Source organism: Pseudoalteromonas sp. BSi20311, assembly GCF_000239875.1.
Lineage (GTDB): Bacteria > Pseudomonadota > Gammaproteobacteria > Enterobacterales > Alteromonadaceae > Pseudoalteromonas.
The window spans coordinates 16864-34574 of the sequence record NZ_BADU01000085.1 but is presented as its reverse complement, the minus strand read 5'-3'; the positions used below and the strand labels follow the sequence as shown (position 1 = coordinate 34574).

The 17711-nt window shown below is 41.5% G+C and carries 13 protein-coding genes; 7 read left to right on the top strand and 6 right to left on the bottom strand.

Features of this window, described 5'->3' with window-relative positions; translation table 11 throughout:
• Positions 1-221 precede the first annotated feature (221 nt).
• The 4 genes from queG to P20311_RS10255 all read right to left on the bottom strand — a co-directional run bounded on the left by queG (position 222) and on the right by P20311_RS10255 (position 4273).
• Positions 222-1355: a tRNA epoxyqueuosine(34) reductase QueG gene (gene queG / locus P20311_RS10270; protein WP_036933034.1), complete on the bottom strand. Its 1134-nt coding sequence runs from the start codon at positions 1353-1355 to the stop codon at positions 222-224.
• A 71-nt stretch (positions 1356-1426) separates the two neighbouring features.
• Positions 1427-2647: a methyl-accepting chemotaxis protein gene (locus tag P20311_RS10265; RefSeq protein WP_036985063.1), complete on the bottom strand. Its 1221-nt coding sequence runs from the start codon at positions 2645-2647 to the stop codon at positions 1427-1429.
• A gap of 58 nt (positions 2648-2705) precedes the next feature.
• Positions 2706-3410 carry a glycerophosphodiester phosphodiesterase family protein gene (locus P20311_RS10260; protein ID WP_008112444.1) on the bottom strand — a complete coding sequence of 235 codons (705 nt, stop codon included), beginning with the start codon at positions 3408-3410 and terminating at the stop codon, positions 2706-2708.
• Positions 3407-4273 carry a DMT family transporter gene (locus tag P20311_RS10255; protein WP_008112443.1) on the bottom strand — a complete coding sequence of 289 codons (867 nt, stop codon included), beginning with the start codon at positions 4271-4273 and terminating at the stop codon, positions 3407-3409. Before P20311_RS10255 ends, P20311_RS10260 begins: the two co-directional genes overlap by 4 nt.
• Before the next feature lie 223 nt (positions 4274-4496).
• Between P20311_RS10255 and P20311_RS10250 the strand changes: the two genes are divergently transcribed.
• The 3 genes from P20311_RS10250 to rlmB all read left to right on the top strand — a co-directional run bounded on the left by P20311_RS10250 (position 4497) and on the right by rlmB (position 8639).
• Entirely contained in the window at positions 4497-5231 is a 735-nt protein-coding gene (locus P20311_RS10250) for an enoyl-CoA hydratase/isomerase family protein (protein WP_008112442.1), read from the top strand.
• Between the two features lie 208 nt (positions 5232-5439).
• Entirely contained in the window at positions 5440-7899 is a 2460-nt protein-coding gene (gene rnr / locus P20311_RS10245) for a ribonuclease R (RefSeq protein WP_008112441.1), read from the top strand.
• The gene (gene rlmB, locus P20311_RS10240) at positions 7896-8639 is read left to right on the top strand and encodes a 23S rRNA (guanosine(2251)-2'-O)-methyltransferase RlmB (RefSeq protein ID WP_008112440.1); all 744 of its coding nucleotides are present in this window, start codon (positions 7896-7898) and stop codon (positions 8637-8639) included. The genes rnr and rlmB overlap by 4 nt, the downstream gene beginning before the upstream one ends.
• 84 nt (positions 8640-8723) lie before the next feature.
• Here the strand turns inward: rlmB and P20311_RS10235 are convergent, their stop codons facing one another.
• Both P20311_RS10235 and P20311_RS10230 read right to left on the bottom strand, forming a co-directional pair.
• Positions 8724-10880: a TonB-dependent receptor domain-containing protein gene (locus P20311_RS10235; protein ID WP_008112438.1), complete on the bottom strand. Its 2157-nt coding sequence runs from the start codon at positions 10878-10880 to the stop codon at positions 8724-8726.
• Positions 10881-11123: 243 nt separating this feature from the next.
• Positions 11124-11981, bottom strand: a complete 858-nt coding sequence (locus P20311_RS10230; protein ID WP_008112437.1) for a LysR family transcriptional regulator — start codon at positions 11979-11981, stop codon at positions 11124-11126.
• 126 nt (positions 11982-12107) lie between these two features.
• Between P20311_RS10230 and P20311_RS10225 the strand changes: the two genes are divergently transcribed.
• The 4 genes from P20311_RS10225 to gcvP all read left to right on the top strand — a co-directional run bounded on the left by P20311_RS10225 (position 12108) and on the right by gcvP (position 17430).
• Positions 12108-12707, top strand: a complete 600-nt coding sequence (locus tag P20311_RS10225) for a hypothetical protein (RefSeq protein WP_008112435.1) — start codon at positions 12108-12110, stop codon at positions 12705-12707.
• Positions 12708-12825: 118 nt separating this feature from the next.
• The gene (gcvT, locus tag P20311_RS10220) at positions 12826-13908 is read left to right on the top strand and encodes a glycine cleavage system aminomethyltransferase GcvT (protein WP_008112433.1); all 1083 of its coding nucleotides are present in this window, start codon (positions 12826-12828) and stop codon (positions 13906-13908) included.
• 76 nt (positions 13909-13984) lie between these two features.
• On the top strand, positions 13985-14374 hold the full coding sequence (gene gcvH, locus P20311_RS10215) for a glycine cleavage system protein GcvH (protein ID WP_008112430.1): 390 nt from the start codon (positions 13985-13987) through the stop codon (positions 14372-14374).
• Positions 14375-14538: 164 nt separating this feature from the next.
• Entirely contained in the window at positions 14539-17430 is a 2892-nt protein-coding gene (gcvP, locus tag P20311_RS10210) for an aminomethyl-transferring glycine dehydrogenase (RefSeq protein WP_008112429.1), read from the top strand.
• The last annotated feature ends 281 nt before the right edge of the window (positions 17431-17711 follow it).

The following is a 17711-nucleotide window of genomic DNA, read 5'->3' as shown; positions in this document are numbered from 1 at the left end:
CTCCTTGCTACGATTGATACATTAACTTGTAGCAGCGACTTTATGTCGCGTCTTTTAAAGGTTAAATACGAAAGGTGTGCGCTACAGATTAACTAAAATCTGTACTTTAATTGTGGCTTCTCATTTACTCCTCATTTTCTTCTCTGTGTTAAATCATATATTAGTAAATTATGCACAAAGAGAGCTAAGAGATCGCAGAGGAGGTTAAAAGGGTAAAAGGCTTATGCGTCTCTGGGTAAGCCTTTTTCAACTATACGAATTAACCGTGCTGTTTTACGTAGCTTTTGCCTTTGTTTATCGTGTTGCTGTGCGAGTGCCCAATTTATATGTTCACCCACCATATCACTTACCGTTTGGCGTTTATCTTCGAGCGCAGCAATAATTGCCGGGCTAAAATCTGCGTTGCCTAAGCCAACGGCTATATTTCGTAGCCAACGTTCATGGCCAATGCGGCGGATTGGACTGCCCTCGGTATTTTTTAAAAAGGTAGTTTCATCCCAAGCAAATAACTCGAGTAAATCTTTGTTTTTTAATTGTGTACGAGGATGAAAGTCAGCCTCATCAGTAATTTTTCCGTAGCGGTTCCACGGGCATACCAATTGGCAATCGTCACAGCCATAAATGCGATTTCCCATTAATGCTCTGTATTGCTCAGGAATAGCACCTTGATGCTCTATAGTTAAATACGAAATGCACTTACGCGCATCAACCACATAAGGTTCTACAATAGCACCAGTAGGGCAAAGTGTTATGCAGGCAACGCATTTGCCGCAGCCCTCAAAAGTGTTTTCGTTATCAATAGGTAAAGGTAAGTCGACAAAAAGCTCACCTAAAAAGAACCAAGAACCCGCCTCTTTATTTATTAATAAAGAATGCTTTCCGCGCCAGCCTAATCCCGCTTTTTCAGCGAGTTGACGTTCAAGTACAGGGGCTGAATCAACAAAAGGTCTAAAGCTATAGTCACCCACATGTTGTTCAATTTTTTTACCTAACTGTTTGATTCGGTTGCGCATCAACTTATGATAGTCACGGCCAAGCGCATATCGGCTGATATAGGCTTTTTCGGTATTTTTAAGGTTTTTGGCGAAGCCAGAATCAGGTGGGAGGTAATTCATTTTAACTGAAATAACCCGCTGTGTTCCGGGTACTAACTCATTAGGGCGAGCGCGCTTCATCCCATGTGCCGCCATATAATCCATTGAGCCATGAAAACCCGCATCAAGCCATCGCTGCAGCTGTGCTTCATGCTTAGTTAAATCAATGTCAGTAATACCCACTTCACTAAAGCCAAGTTCTTGACCCCATAGCTTTATTTGCTGGGCTAGCTGTTCATAATTTAGATTGACGTCGCTCACATGCTTCACACAGTTATATTATAAGCCGCGTAATTTAGCATAATCGCGGCTTGGGTAAAACTAGTCTGATGCTAGTCTACAAAACGCTTTAACTGTTGTTGGGTTTGTTGACTCAGTTTTTGTGATTGCTCAGAGTCATGCAATGCGGTGTCTATTTGTTGCTTTGCTTGTTCGCCAAGCGCCACAATTTGTTCAACCGATTCATGGGTTTGGTTTTGGGTATCTTCGAGCAAATGAACCGCGTTAGCTATTTGCTGTAATTGCTGCTGATTATGCTCAAATTCATTGAGCATTTTTCCAAAACCTTCTGAGGTATCGTTGATTGCAGCTTGTGCGTTATTAGAGTGACTAATTAACTGCTGAGACTCTTTATTAGTTTCATTAACCAGCTCATTCATTTGAGTAATAAAATCACTAATTTGGCGGGTTGCATCACTTACTTTAACCGATAGGGTGCGAACTTCATCGGCAACCACGGCAAAACCTCGCCCAGCTTCTCCGGCGCGCGCTGCTTCAATTGCCGCATTAAGCGCTAATAAGTTAGTTTGATCAGAAAACTCTTCTACCATTTTTAAAATGCTACGAATGTTTTCGCTGTTCTCTTTCAAGCCCGCAATCGTTTTAGAAAAACTACCCAGCATTTCATTAATAAGTCTCACCTGTTCAACCAGTTTTGACAGTTCGCTCGCAGAGAGCTTAACAAAGCTAAGGTGTTCATTATTAACTTGGTGCACACTATCGGTATTGCTCACAATATTTTGCAGGCTTTGAGTAATTTGGTTACTGGCATTAATTATGGTGTGACTTAAATTAATTTGCTGTTCGCTTAGTTGCTCTGTGTGCTGCATTGATTGAGTAACTTGGCTATTACTTTGTACGCTCTCTTGAGCACTGCTGTAGGTCGTACTTAATAAGCTGTTTAAATGGGTAGTAAACTGGTTGTATTGTTCGCTTAAGTCTCTAAATTCGTCAAAAGTAAAATGAGGAAGTTTGGCAGCTAAGTTGGCATCTTGTTGATTAATATTGATCAGCGTATCACGCATGGCTTTTACCGGGCGCACAATTAAAAAGCGCATATAAAAAATAGTAAAAATAAACCCTGCAATAATCAGCAAAGTAAGCGCCCAAAACAGTCCTGTGTTTTGCTGGGTCTCAGCTAAGCTACTATGTAACCAAAATAATGTAATAGCTTGAAATAAAAATACAAAGCTTAAATTACCCACTATTTTTCGGGTTAAAGTAAAAAACAAAGTTTGTTCTAAAAAATTATAAATACGCATGTAGCTACTCATTAAATAGTGACCTACTAAATTATTGTTTTTATAGCATAAATAGCAATTAAATAATTAGTTATAGTTCATTTAATTGCGCTAAATAATGCTTAGTTCGTTCAGGGTCGTTAGTAAAAATGCCATCTATGCCACAGGCAAGCATCAGTTTAATATCTTCAACTTCATCAACGGTGTAGGCAAACACCTGTAAGCCGCGCAATTTGGCATCGTCAACAAACGACTTGTTCATAAAGTTTTTGTCAACATGAATGCTAAAGGCCTGTAAGTCCTCAGCAAACTTTGCATACTGCAATGGAATTGATGCAGTAAGTGCGCCAATTTTAAGCCAAGGTAAGCGGCTCTTTAGCCAGTGTAGTTGATGATGATTAAATGATGAAACTAAAATATTGTCAGCGGATATTTTGTTTGCGGCAATATTCATTTCCAGTTGGGTGGCAAACTTTTCTAGTTCAAAGGTATGTTTTAGCTCTAAATTAAGTAAGGTTTGGTTGTTATTCCAGTCAATTAATTGCTGCAGGGTAGGTACTTGTTCGCCATTTCCCGCATCAAATTGTTGAATTTGCTGAGCGCTTAGGTCGCACACTTTACCCTTACCATTAGTGGTTCTATCTAGGTAGGTATCGTGAATAATAACGTAGTCATCAAGTGCACTTTGTACATCAACCTCAATGCCATCTACATTCGCTTTTAACGCAGCCATAATGGCGCTTTGCGTATTTTCAGGAAAGTGTGTGCTTGTGCCTCTATGAGCAAATATTTTCATGGCTGCTTTTTCCGTGAAATTGACCAAGTTTCAAAGCACGCAGCACTAACAATCAGTGCGCCGCCAATCAGGGTCATCACTGAGGGGCGTTCGTGCAGAATAATTATAGCCAGTATTGTGCCATAAAGAGGCTGTAAGCAAGAAATCAATCCAGCGGTCGCTGCTGATAAATGTTTTAAACTTGCTGCAAATAAGGAATGCGGCATTGCAGTAAAAACCACACCCGCAATAAGCAGCAATATTAAATCAGCATCATTAATTTGTGTTATGGGCACTTCAATAAAAGCACACAGCATCAAGCTTGCGACTAACGTTTGATAAAACATGGTTTGCGGCCCACCGTATTCGCTAAAGTAGCGTTTATGGGTAATATTACGAATAGCAAAAAACAATGCTGATACCACGCCCGTTACAACACCTAAGGTGATGTCATCGCCTAAATTAACGTTAGGGATCAATAAATAAATACCAGTAATCACCACTACAGCGCTTATTATATCTTTTGTCTTGGGCTTACTTTTATTAAATAGAGGCTCTAAAAATACCGTGATCACGGGATAGGTAAAAAAGGCTAACATGCCCACGGTTATTCCTGCCAATTGCATGCCAGCAAAGTAGGTTACCCAATGAATTCCCACAGCAATGCCCAATAAAATGGCAATCACATAATCTTTAGCGCGATGCAGCTTAATCGGTTTTTTTTGCAAGGTCAGCAGCACACAAATTGCCACCCCAGCAATAGCCGCGCGATAAGCGGTAATATCTAATGCATTTAAACCAATTAGCTTTGCGAATAAAGCGGTACCGCCAAATAAAAGGACGGCAATGTGTAAGTAAATTAAGCTTTGTTGTTGGGACTGCATGACGTTTCCTTGCGCTGCTTTTAATGCAGTTTAACATTACTATTAATTACTTAAGATGAAATTTTTAAAAGCCTTAATAATTAATATGCAATTATTTAGGGGATTAATTTTTTAAGTGTAATAGCGATTGTAAAATCAAAACTACACGTTACTATGCTATTAATAACTATAAAAGTAACGAAAAGTGCTAAAATCGCAGTTAAATGCACTCAAAGAGGCTCGAATGACCGCATTAATAAAAATTACCACTGAGCAAAACGTGGCAATACTTACCATGAATACCGCTGAAAACCGCCATAACCCTAGTTTTATAGCTGAACTTAATCAACACTTAGATAGCATAGAAGCCAATGGCGATATTAACGCCGTAGTATTAACCTCAAGCAGCGATAAAAGCTGGTCATTGGGAATTGATTTACAGTGGATGGCAAGTCCAGATAACACGCCTGCAGTTATTGCTGATTTTATGAATTCGATAGGACAGTTATTTAAACGCATAGTGACGTTTCCTATGCCTATTATTGCTGCACTAAACGGCCACACTTATGGTAATGGCTCGGTGTTGGCATGTGCCTGTGATTTTCGGTTTATGAAATCTGACAAAGGCTTTTTCTGCTTTCCTGAAGTTGATGTACTGGTACCGTTTGTACCGTCTATGTTTCCTATTATTAATAAAGCCATTAATCCGCAGTTTTTTAACCGCTTAGCCATGACCGGCGAGCGTGTTGATGCGCAAAAATTGTTACAACAAAATGTGGTAGAAGCAATTTTTGCTGATGAGCAAGCCTTGCAAGCGGGTGTGTTAGAGTTTGCGCAAAGCTTTAATAAAAATCGCTGGATATACGCTCAAAACAAAACCCAAATGAACAAACCAATACTCGATGTTATGGCTGCACAAGACTCGGCTTTTATTGAAAACATCAGCACGCTATTGTGGAAGAAACTACAGCAAAAGTAAGCTGTTTTTATAAAAGTGAGTAAACATAACTACAGTTAATTTACTCACTTTCATGTGCATTAATTAAGTAGGTGTTAAGTGTTATTTAGCTACATTGCTACAAAATGCAAAAGCTAATAACGCTTTATTAAAAGTTTAATGGCTTTTACCTGTCTCATTTCGAGTATATGAGTTAAAATGCTTACATAACCAACTAACAAGATAGTGAATGTCAAACCAAGATCCAAATCTCAGTCGAGAACAAGAAAAGTACGAAAACCCAGTCCCTAGTCGTGAGTTTATACTTACTCACCTTCAAGAGCGTTCAAAACCTGCTAATTACACGCAACTATGCGAAGAACTCGCGGTCAACGATGAAGAACGACAAATAGCATTTAAGCGCCGACTTCGTGCCATGGAGCGCGACGGGCAATTGTATTTTAATAAATTTAAATGTTATGCCCTGATTGACGAAGCCGGTTTAACCAAAGGCAAAGTTGTCGGTCACAGAGACGGTTTTGGCTTTTTAGAAGTTGAAGGCGAGAGCAAAGACTGGTTTATTGCTAAGCATCAAATGAATATGGTGCTACATGGCGACATTGTTCTTGCGAAAGGCACTAAGCGTGGTTCAGGCTCAAAATGCGATGCCCGTATTATTAAAGTGCTTACTAATGAGCGAGCGCCTATTGTTGGCCGCTATTTTGTTGAGCATGGTATTGCTGTTGTTGTAGCTGAAGATCCGCGCATTACTCAAGATATTATTATTTTACCGGGTAACGAAAAAGGCGCACGCCACAACCAGATGGTGCAAGTGCAAATAACTCAAAATCCAAGCCGCAATATGAATGCGGTAGGTAAAGTGATTGACGTACTGGGCGAGCATTTAGCGCCGGGTATGGAAATTGAAGTTGCGCTGCGTAATCACGATATTCCACACGTGTGGCCAGAAGAGGTTGAACAACAAGTTGCCCACTTAGGTGAATTTGTTGAAGAAGCCGATAAGCAAGGCCGTGTTGATTTACGCGGCTTACCACTTGTCACTATTGATGGCGAAGACGCTCGCGACTTTGATGACGCTGTTTATTGTGAGCCTAAAAAATCAGGTGGCTGGCGTTTATGGGTAGCCATTGCCGATGTATCCCATTATGTAGGTATGAACACGCCGCTTAACAAAGAAGCGATAGAGCGCGGTAATTCAGTGTATTTCCCTGAGCAAGTTATTCCAATGCTGCCAAAAGTATTGTCTAACGGTTTGTGTTCGCTTAACCCTGAGGTTGATCGCTTGTGTATGGTTGCAGAAATGACCGTATCGCAAGAGGGTAAGCTGTCGGGCTATAAGTTTTACGAAGCACTAATGAATTCGCATGCTCGTTTAACCTACACCAAAGTAAATGCCATTTTACAAAATGATGAAAAGCTCCGTAAAGAATACGCAGCTGTAGTGCCACATTTAACTGACTTACAGCAAATGTACATGGCATTAAAAGCAGCACGCCAAGAGCGTGGTGCAATTGAATTTGAAACACTCGAAACCCGTTTTGTATTTAACGCACAGCGTAAAATAGAATCTATTGTGCCAGTTATTCGTAACGATGCTCACAAGCTGATTGAAGAATGTATGATTTTAGCCAATGTATCGGCGGCTAAATTACTTGAGAAACACGAAGCAAGTGCGTTATTTAGGGTGCATGATGAACCCGATAGCGAAAAACTGGGTAACTTTACTCAGTTTTTAACTGAGCTAGGTATTGAAAGCACGCTAAGCGATGAACCTACCCCGAAAGAGATCACTCATGTATTGGCTCGTTTAGGGGACCGTCCTGAAGCTGAACTTATTCAAACTATGCTACTGCGCTCAATGAAGCAAGCGGTATATCAGCCAGATAACATAGGTCACTTTGGTTTAGCATTATCAGCTTATGCGCATTTTACCTCGCCAATTCGCCGTTACCCCGATTTAGTGGTACACCGTGCAATTAAAGCGGTGTTAAAAGCGCAAGGCCAACAAACGTCAGGTGAATATGCCTACAGCGATGATGAAGTCGATCAACTTGGTGAGCAGTGTTCTACCACTGAGCGCCGCGCAGACGATGCCACCCGTGAAGTAGCCGATTGGCTAAAATGTGAATACATGCAAGATCATGTAGGCACGGAGTTTAACGGGGTTATTTCATCGGTTACTAATTTTGGTTTATTTATTCGTTTAGATGATTTGCAAATTGATGGATTAATTCATGTTACCAATTTAGGTGATGAATACTTCCAACACGATGCTGCTAAGCATTGTTTAATTGGTGAACACACACATACGGTTTATCGTTTAGGCGATAAAATAACTGTACAAGTTGCCTCGGTAAGCTTAGATGATCGCCGAATTAACTTAACGCTTAAAGGCGATGTGGCTCAAGATCGTTATGCGCGTCGTCGTGCGCCAAAAAAGAATGCCCCAGCAAGTGTTCGCTCGCAACTTAAAGCCGGTAAAATACCGGGTAAAAAGTCAGCAAGCGACAGTAAAAAACCAAAAGGTGGAAAAAAGCCTGCAAGTAAAACTAAAGCAGCGGGTAAATCTAAAGTAACAGCGGATGACACTGCCGCGAAGAAAAAAACCAAAAAGAAAGCGGTCAAAAAGCCTAAAAGACCAGGTAAAAATGCCCGTAAACGTAGTAGCCCAGGAGCAAACAATTCGTGAGTAATGAATTAATTTTTGGCTTTCACTCTGTTGAAGCAATTTTAGCAAAAGAGCCAGAGCGCTTTATAGAAATATACGCCCTTAAGGGACGTGATGATAAGCGTTTATCGCCTGTGATTGAGCAAGCGCGTCAGTTTGGTATTTCAGTACAGTTTATGCAACGAAAAGCGCTTGATAACAAAGCGAAAGATGAACAGCATCAAGGCATTATTGCCAACGTAAAAGCGGCGCGAGTGTTTAATGAAAAAGATCTCGATGAGATCATTGAACGCGAAGACACGCCATTTTTACTGGTACTTGATGGCATTACCGATCCGCATAATTTAGGCGCTTGCTTACGTAGTGCCGATGCAGCGGGTGTACATGCGGTGATTGTTCCTAAAGACAAATCAGCAAAGCTTAATGGCACAGCACGTAAAGTAGCCTGTGGCGCAGCAGAAACGGTACCGCTTATTCAGGTAACTAACCTTGCACGTACATTACGCGAAATAAAAGACGCGGGTGTTTGGGTTGTAGGTACTGCCGGTGAAACCGACACACATGTATTTGATGCCAGCTTAACAGGCCCAATGGCGATTGTGATGGGTGCTGAAGGTGAGGGCATGCGCCGCTTAACGCGTGAGCATTGTGATGTGCTCGTTAAAATCCCAATGGCAGGCACGGTTTCAAGTTTAAATGTATCGGTAGCAACCGGCATTTGTTTATTTGAAGTGTTACGCCAGCGCGCAGAAACAAATTAATCCTAAGCTAATTGCATAGGTATTAAAAAGCCGAGATTGATTTAATCAACCTCGGCTTTTTTGTACTTTTAAGTTATCGCTTTATTAAAAGCTGTAAGAGTAACCCATTTGTACTGAACGTGGCTTACCAGGTTGAATACCTCCATTTGCACGGTTAGCAATGTAGGTTTTATCAAACAGGTTATCAACGCTTAGGTATACTTTTTGATTTTCATCAATTAAGTACTTAGCTGCTAAATCCCATACTACACGGCTATCAATCGCATTTAAGCCTGAGTCAGAAAGGTCAGCATGTGCATCCGACACGTAACGCATTTGGCTGTTAATCACAAAGGCATTAAATTCTGCACCAAATGATAAAGCAACTTGGTTCTCTGGTACGTAAGGCATCGCATCGCCTTTTTCTACTGAGCCCCAAATTTCAGAATCAAACGTGTTTTTAAATTCTGAATTGGTGTAGGTGTAAGTTAGTTTAACTGGGAACGCAACTGATGCAGTATTAAACGTACGACCAGCGCTAAATTCAAAGCCCGATACTTCTACTTCACCGTAGTTGTATTGGTCACCAATGTTGTCATCGCTACAACCTACCGCAGCAGTACAGTTACCGTGCATGTTGTCGTAATCTGAGAAGAACGCAATTACTTCACCGTTAAAGCCGCTTGCATTAAAACGAGAACCAAATTCAATATTGATGCTTTCTTCTTCGTCTTGGTCAGCATTGCCTGGCGCTGCTGGTGCATAGCCTTTTTGAATACCGGCAAGTAGCGTCACGTTATCGTTAAGTGTGTAAGTAGCGCCTAATGACGGCACTAAAATCTCAGTATCGTTTGAAATATCTTTCGTTAAGCCTTGGCTACGAGTTGGATCTGATTTCGCCCACTCTTCACGGGTAATAGTAATGTCTTCATAACGCAGACCTGCGCTCACTACTAATGCATCCATTGTCCATTCGTCTTGAATAAATAGGGTGCTTGCTTTTGCGCTGTCTAAGCGATTGCTATTAGAGCCTGGTGCGCCTTGTGAGGAAAGAGTCATGCTTAAATCTTGATTAAGCGTGTATTTGTCTTCCCACTGGAAACGATCCATTTCGTCTTCGTGGTAGCGTACGCCAACCGTAATGTAGTGATCGCCCGCTGGAATGTGTAATTCAGATTGCACACCTTTAGCTTGGTAGTCGCGGTTATTAGCTTTAACACCGATGTTTTCGATACCCTCAGCCGTTGGGTTTGCTTCAAATTCACTATATTGCTCAAGGTAGCTTTCGCTTACTTTACTAGCTTTGTACCAGTTACGGTGGAAGTCATTTAGATAAGCGGTTGCTAAAAATTCGTAACCTTTACCAAAGCGATATGCATAGTTTACTTGGTATGCATTATGACGAGTGTTCATCTCATCGTTTTGCGATGCAGCGTAACGACGGTTAGGGTTTTCTTGGTAATCGGTATCAGTTAAGCCCATGTACGTTTCGTCTGATGTTTCTTCAGAGTACTTAGCTTTAAACTCAATGTTGTGGGCATCGTTTTCACCAAAGGTATGGCCAAACTTTACCAATACATCATTCTTTTCAAAACCAGTGTTGTCATCGCCTACTGGTAACTCTTTAAAGCCATCAGCGCCATAAGAAAATACTTCAATTAAGCCTGCTGTGTTATTTTTTTCTTTAGCGAAGTAAGCGTGACCTTTGTAGTAACCATCGCTACCAAGTGCCGCGTCAACCATACCCATAGAGCTATTTGCTTCTGTTGGTAAGCTGCGAGAAAGTAAATTTAATACACCACCCGTGGTGCGCGGGCCATATTTAACAGAGGCAGCACCTTTTAATACTTCAATAGACTCCATACGACCCATAGTTGGGAAGTAATAAGCCGATGGTGCAGAGTAAGGAGCCGGTGCAACTAGAACACCGTCTTCCATCACTGAAATTTTATCGTTACGGCCAGTACCTGTGCCACGCATACCAATGTTTGGGCGCAGGCCGTAGCCATCTTCTTCTTGCACGTATACACCAGGTACAGATGCTAATACGCGAGAAATATCGGTAAATTCGAATTTTTGCAATTCTTCATCAGAGATAAATGTAGCAGACCCTGGAATATCGTTAATTGCTGCTTGTGAGCCAATAACGGTAATTTGCTCAAAATTGCGTTCAACGCCGCCGGCATCTTTTGCCATTGCTGTAGCACTTAAAGACAGCGCTACGGCTGCAGTTAATGAAGAAACTAAAAATTTGTGTGACATTGGTTACCCTAAAAATAGTTCAACTACTGGAATTGGCGTAATTTAAACATGTTAACGAATGAGAATCAATATTATTTAGTTTTACTTTTGTTTACAATCGCCGTAAAAATGCGCTGTTTTTATAACATATTTTACTAAGTGTTTAGCTTAGCTTTATAAAACCAACATAATGCACTGGCTGGTGGCGATTAATTTAACCTGAACGCTGCTTGAGATAGATTTATTATCCAGAGTTCAGGTTATTTAAGGAGTGGGGTAACCTAAGCGTAGCTTAATGAATTCGGCGAGTTTAAACACCGCGTTTTCAGGTTCGCTGGCGGTTTTTACTAAACTAATACCTATGCTGCCAAGAGCAGGTAAATGTTTAGTGTGTAATTGATAGGCTAAATCGTTAGGTACGGTACTTTTTGCGAGCACGGTTATACCTAAGCCTTCTTTTAATGCGGCAATTAAACCGGTTAAATCGGCATTACTATACACAATACGATATTTAATGCCTGCTTTTTCAAGCGCCTGAGTTGCTCTGCGTCGGTAAATACAGCCCTCAGGGGCGGTTACTAAGGTAACCGTTTCATTTTGCGCCAGTGAGAGGTCGCCCACCCACACTAATTGGTCTTGAATAAAAATAGGGAACTTTTCTGAGTCAAGTTGCTCGTTAAGCGCTAACACTAAATCAAATTGATCTTGGCGCTCATCAGAGAGTAGGTGTTTACTTAAACGTGATTTTACTTCAAGTGATACCTCAGGGTAGAGCGCCACAAAATCGCCAATAATGGAGGGCAAAATACGCGCGGCAAATTCGCTAGGGATCCCCAAGCGCACTTTACCGGTTACACTTTCTGAGGTGAACAACTGCAAAATGGCATCGTTATGCTGCACCATTTGCTTTGCCATAGGCAGTAATAACTCACCATATTGGTTGAGCACTTGTCGTTGCCCCTGCTTTTTAAATAATTTATAGCCGAGTAAATCTTCTAAACGTTTTACTTGTAAGCTCACCGCAGGTTGCGAAAGGCCAAGTAAATCGCCTGCTTTGGCAAATCCACCAACCTCAACCACCATAACAAAAGTTCGTAAACTGTCGGTTGAAATGTTTTTCATATTTAAAATTACTATTTATATGGCTATATATATAAGTATTATTTATCAATTGATAAGTAATTACAATTTGTTGTTGTAAGGCTTGCGCAATATACTTTTGCTATTAAAGATAGATAGGTATTTGTTATGACTTTTAACCCGATTATGTTTGCCCGCCATAGCAACGCTAATAGCGCGGTTATTAATGCCTTACAAGCCGATAGCAATCACGTTGTTATTGACTTTAGTGGTAGTGAAGCATCGGTATTTTTAAGTGCTATTTTAGGTCATGACCTCACCAAACTTACCGCCAGTGGCTTTGGTTTTAAAGGCACACTGGATGGCGATTTAAATTCTGATTTTAGCTACGCCGTTTATTACTTTAGCGAAACTGCTTTTCGATTTGTGCTTCCAGTTAATGCCAGCCTGCAACTACAAGCGCTCATTAACGAGCAACAGCTTAGATACGATATCGACTTTGTGGTACGCACCGATTTAGCAACCTTTACTTTAAAAGGCGACAATGCATTTGATACCTTAGTCGAGGCATTTAAACTAACCCCAGGGTTACGCCTTGCTGATGCGCAGCTTTGCTATGGCGCGCAAAGTGGTGATGTGTTTGTTACTGCAGTAGATCAAAATAACGAACAGCAGTTTATTGTTATTGCTAAAACAGCCACCCTTGATAAGTGGCAACAGTATATGCAGCAACAGGGCTTTAGTGTTACCAACACTCAAGCAGCCTAACGGGTAAAACTTAAAGATTACAATTTGGTAGGCTTATTAATGGCTACCATGTTATTCCCCCTCATTTAATTGAGGCCACGCCCACACACATGGGTTAATTTAAAAGTGAAGGAATATTATGACTTCTAAAACAGTATTACATGCAAAGCATCTTGAAGCCGGCGCAAAAATGGTTGATTTTCATGGCTGGGAAATGCCAATTAACTACGGCTCACAAATAGAAGAACACAACGCCGTACGTAACGATGCGGGTATGTTTGATGTGTCGCACATGACCATTGTTGATATACAAGGTGAGCAAGCACAAGCGTTTTTACGCAAGCTAGTAGCTAACGATGTTGCTAAGTTAACCGTACCAGGTAAAGCGCTTTACACTGGCATGCTTAACGAGCAAGGCGGCGTAATCGACGACTTAATTATTTACTACTTTAGCGAAACATTTTATCGCTTAGTGGTTAACTCAGCGACCCGTGAAAAAGATTTAGCACATTTAGCTAAGGTATCGAGCGATTTTGCTGTAACGGTTACTGAGCGCCCAGAATACGCCATGATTGCGGTTCAAGGCCCTAATGCACGTGCTAAAACAGCCCAGGTATTAAACGCAGACCAGCAAGCTGCAGTAGAAGGCATGAAGCCATTTTTTGGTGTTCAAGCCGGTGATTTATTTATTGCTACAACAGGTTATACTGGCGAAGACGGTTACGAAATTGTAGTACCAAACGAGCAAGCAGCCGATTTATGGCAGCAACTGCTTGATGCCGGTGTAGCGCCAGCGGGCTTAGGCGCGCGCGACACACTACGTTTAGAAGCAGGTATGAACCTTTACGGCCTAGATATGGACGAAAGCGTATCACCACTGGCAGCTAACATGGCATGGACTATTGCATGGGAGCCAGAAGATCGTGACTTTATTGGTCGTGATGTTTTGGTAAAACAACGTGCAGAAAAAAGTACTCACAAGCAAGTAGGTCTTATTCTTGAAGAAAAAGGCGTACTACGCAGTGGTTCTAAAGTAATTGTTGATGGTGGTGAAGGTGTTATTACATCTGGCACATTCTCACCAACATTGGGCTATAGTGTTGCATTAGCACGTGTACCGCGTTCAACCGGCGACACGGCTCAAGTAGAAATGCGTAAAAAATTAGTTAACGTAAAAGTAGTTAAATCGGGCTTTGTACGTAACGGTAAATCAATAATCTAAATAATTTGGTTATACCAATAAATAAGTTAGCCTTATTCATTGGTATTCTCCCAATCTAAACCAAAGGATGAAAAAAATGAGCAATATCCCTAGCGAGTTAAAATACGCACCTTCACACGAGTGGGTTCGTAACGAAGGCGACGGCACTTACACTGTTGGTATTTCTGAGCATGCGCAAGAACTACTTGGCGACATGGTATTTGTTGAATTACCAGAAGTAGGCGACGAAGTAGATGCAGGCGAAGACTGTGCAGTAGCAGAGTCAGTAAAGGCTGCATCAGACATTTACGCGCCAATTAGCGGTGAAATTGTTGCTATTAACGAAGAGCTAGAAGATGCGCCTGAAACAGTAAACAACGACGCATACGGCGACGGTTGGTTATTCCGCATTAAAGCGTCAGAAGAGTCTGAGTTAGATAACTTATTAGACGCTGAAGGTTACGCGCATACAATTGACGAAGACTAATCGTTAATTAATAAAAGCCCCTCTATGTTAAAACATTGGGGCTTTTATGATTAAAGCGCTTATTTTTCCATACAAAGTGAGCCGCTAAATCATACATATTTTTATTATTGCTAGTTACCCATTAGTAATAATCACATTTTTTTGGATCATAGGAATCTGAACACATGTCAAACGCCAAATCTCTTGAACAATTAGAGCAAAAGCAAGATTTTATTCGCCGCCATATTGGGCCAAGCCCAGCGCAAGTAAACGACATGCTTAGCGCTCTTGAAGTATCGAGCGTTGAAGAGCTGATCGGTCAAACTGTACCTGCTGGTATTCGTCTTGAGCAAGGTCTTAATATCGGCGAAAGCCGCACCGAAGTTGAAACACTAAGCTACTTAAAATCAGTAGCAAGCAAAAATAAAGTTTTCAAATCGTATATTGGCCAAGGCTACCACCCAACTCACGTACCGCACGTAATTTTACGTAACGTACTTGAAAATCCGGGTTGGTATACAGCGTACACACCGTATCAGCCAGAGATTGCACAAGGGCGTTTAGAGTCACTATTAAATTTCCAGACTATGACCCTAGATATTACCGGCCTAGATTTAGCAAGTGCCTCACTGCTTGACGAATCAACCGCTGCAGCCGAGGCAATGGGCCTTGCAAAACGTGTATCTAAAGCTAAAAAAGCCAATGCGTTCTTTATTGCCGACGACGTACACACGCAAACCATTGACGTAGTGAGCACCCGTGCAGAGCAATTTGGTTTTGAAATTATTGTAGGTAAAGCTGCCGATGCTGTGAACCACGATATTTTTGGTGCGTTATTCCAATACCCGTCAACATCAGGCGAAATTGTTGACATAACAGACCTAATTGCCGGCGTACAAAGCAAAAAAGCGATTGCCTGTGTTGCTGCCGACATCATGAGCTTATTACTATTAAAAGCACCAGGTAAATTAGGCGCCGACGTAGTACTTGGTTCAGCGCAGCGTTTTGGCGTACCTATGGGTTACGGCGGTCCACATGCTGCATTTTTTGCAACACGTGATGCGTACAAACGTTCATTACCAGGTCGTATTATTGGTGTATCAAAAGACCGTTTAGGTAACGATGCATTACGTATGGCAATGCAAACTCGCGAGCAACATATTCGCCGCGACAAAGCCAATTCAAACATTTGTACTGCGCAAGTATTGCTAGCGAACATGGCGGCGTTTTACGCGGTATACCATGGCCCGCAAGGCTTAAAAACCATTGCACAACGCATTCACCGTTTTGCTGATATTTTAGCAACCGGCTTAAAAGCAAAAGGTGTGGCACTTAAACACACTACTTGGTTTGACACATTAACGGTAGTTGATGAAAACAAAGCCGACGTGATTGCGCGTGCTGTGGCTAAAGGCGTTAACTTTGCTGCTAACCATGCGGGTGAATACTCAATTTCAGTATCAGAAACCACAACCCGTGCAGACGTTGCTGAGTTATTTGATATTATTTTAGGCGAAGGCCATGGCCTAAGCGTAGATGCGATTGCCGCTGATGTTGAAGCAAATGGCAGCGAGTCTATTCCTGCAAGCTTAGTGCGTGATGATGAAATACTAACGCATCCAAACTTTAACAGCTACCACAGCGAAACAGACATGCTTCGCTATATTAAGCGCCTTGAAAACAAAGATTTAGCGCTTAATCATTCTATGATCTCGTTAGGTTCATGTACCATGAAACTAAACGCGACCGCTGAAATGATCCCAATTACCTGGCCTGAATTTGCTAACCTTCACCCATTCTGCCCGCTAGACCAAGCAGAAGGTTACCAAGTAATGATTAACGAACTACACGATTGGCTAGTTAACATTACCGGTTACGACGCGGTTTCATTGCAACCAAATTCAGGTGCACAAGGTGAATACGCAGGCTTAATCGCCATTCGTAAATACCACGAGTCACGAGGGGATGCGCACCGTAACGTATGTTTAATCCCAAGTTCTGCACACGGTACTAACCCAGCTTCGGCACAAATGGCCAGCATGAAAATTGTGGTTGTTAACTGTGATAAAAATGGCAACATCGACATGGAAGACCTAAAAGCGAAAGCTGAAGAAGTCTCTGAAAACCTATCATGTGCCATGGTAACGTACCCATCTACCCACGGTGTATACGAAGAAACGATTCGTGAGTTATGTGAAATTGTTCACCAGCACGGTGGCCAAGTTTACATGGATGGCGCAAATATGAACGCGCAAGTAGGTGTTACTAGCCCAGGCTTCATTGGCTCAGACGTATCGCACTTAAACTTACATAAAACCTTCTGTATTCCACACGGTGGCGGCGGCCCAGGTGTTGGCCCAATTGGTGTTAAATCGCACCTTGCGCCATTTATGCCAAACCACAGCGTAATTAACGTACCAGGTACTAATGAAGGAAATGGTGCAGTATCGGCAGCACCTTACGGCTCTGCAGCTATTTTACCTATTTCATGGGCTTACATTGCCATGATGGGCTCTGAAGGCTTAAAACAAGCGACAGAAATGGCGATTGTAAATGCTAACTACCTAAGCAATGAGCTTAGCAAGCACTTCCCAATTTTATACCGTGGCCGTAATAATCGCGTTGCTCACGAATGTATTATTGACCTACGCCCATTAAAAGAAGCCTCAGGCATTACAGAAATGGACGTTGCTAAGCGCTTACAAGATTATGGTTTCCACTCACCAACAATGTCGTTCCCAGTAGCGGGCACATTAATGATTGAGCCAACTGAATCTGAGTCTAAGGGCGAGATTGACCGCTTTATCGAAGCGATGGTGTCGATTAAAGGTGAAATTGATAAAATCATTTCAGGCGAATGGTCTATCGAAAACAACCCACTGGTATTTGCACCGCATACTCAAGCCGATGTGCTAGGTAATGAATGGGACCGCGCGTATGACCGTTTTTACGCTGCATTCCCAGTACCAGCAGTAGCTAAAGACAAGTTCTGGCCAACGGTTACGCGTATCGATGACGTATACGGCGACCGTAATTTAGTATGTGCATGTCCTCCGATTGAGACATACCGCGACTAATTTTTTGAAATGTGATCATGTAATTAAGTGGGTTAACGTTTTAATTAAGATGGTTATCTTAATTAAGTTGGTTAATTCAGATTAAGAACAAAATTGAAAAGCGGATCTTTATGGTCCGCTTTTTTTGCTTCAAATTCGAAGGCTAATTTAATTTTTCAAAAAATGAAAAAAACTTTTAGCAAATTATTTATATTAATATCGATAACTTATTAATAAACCTAAAAATATCTAAATCAATTACTGCATATATTTCAAGTAGTTCTAATCTTTGTAAATTAATA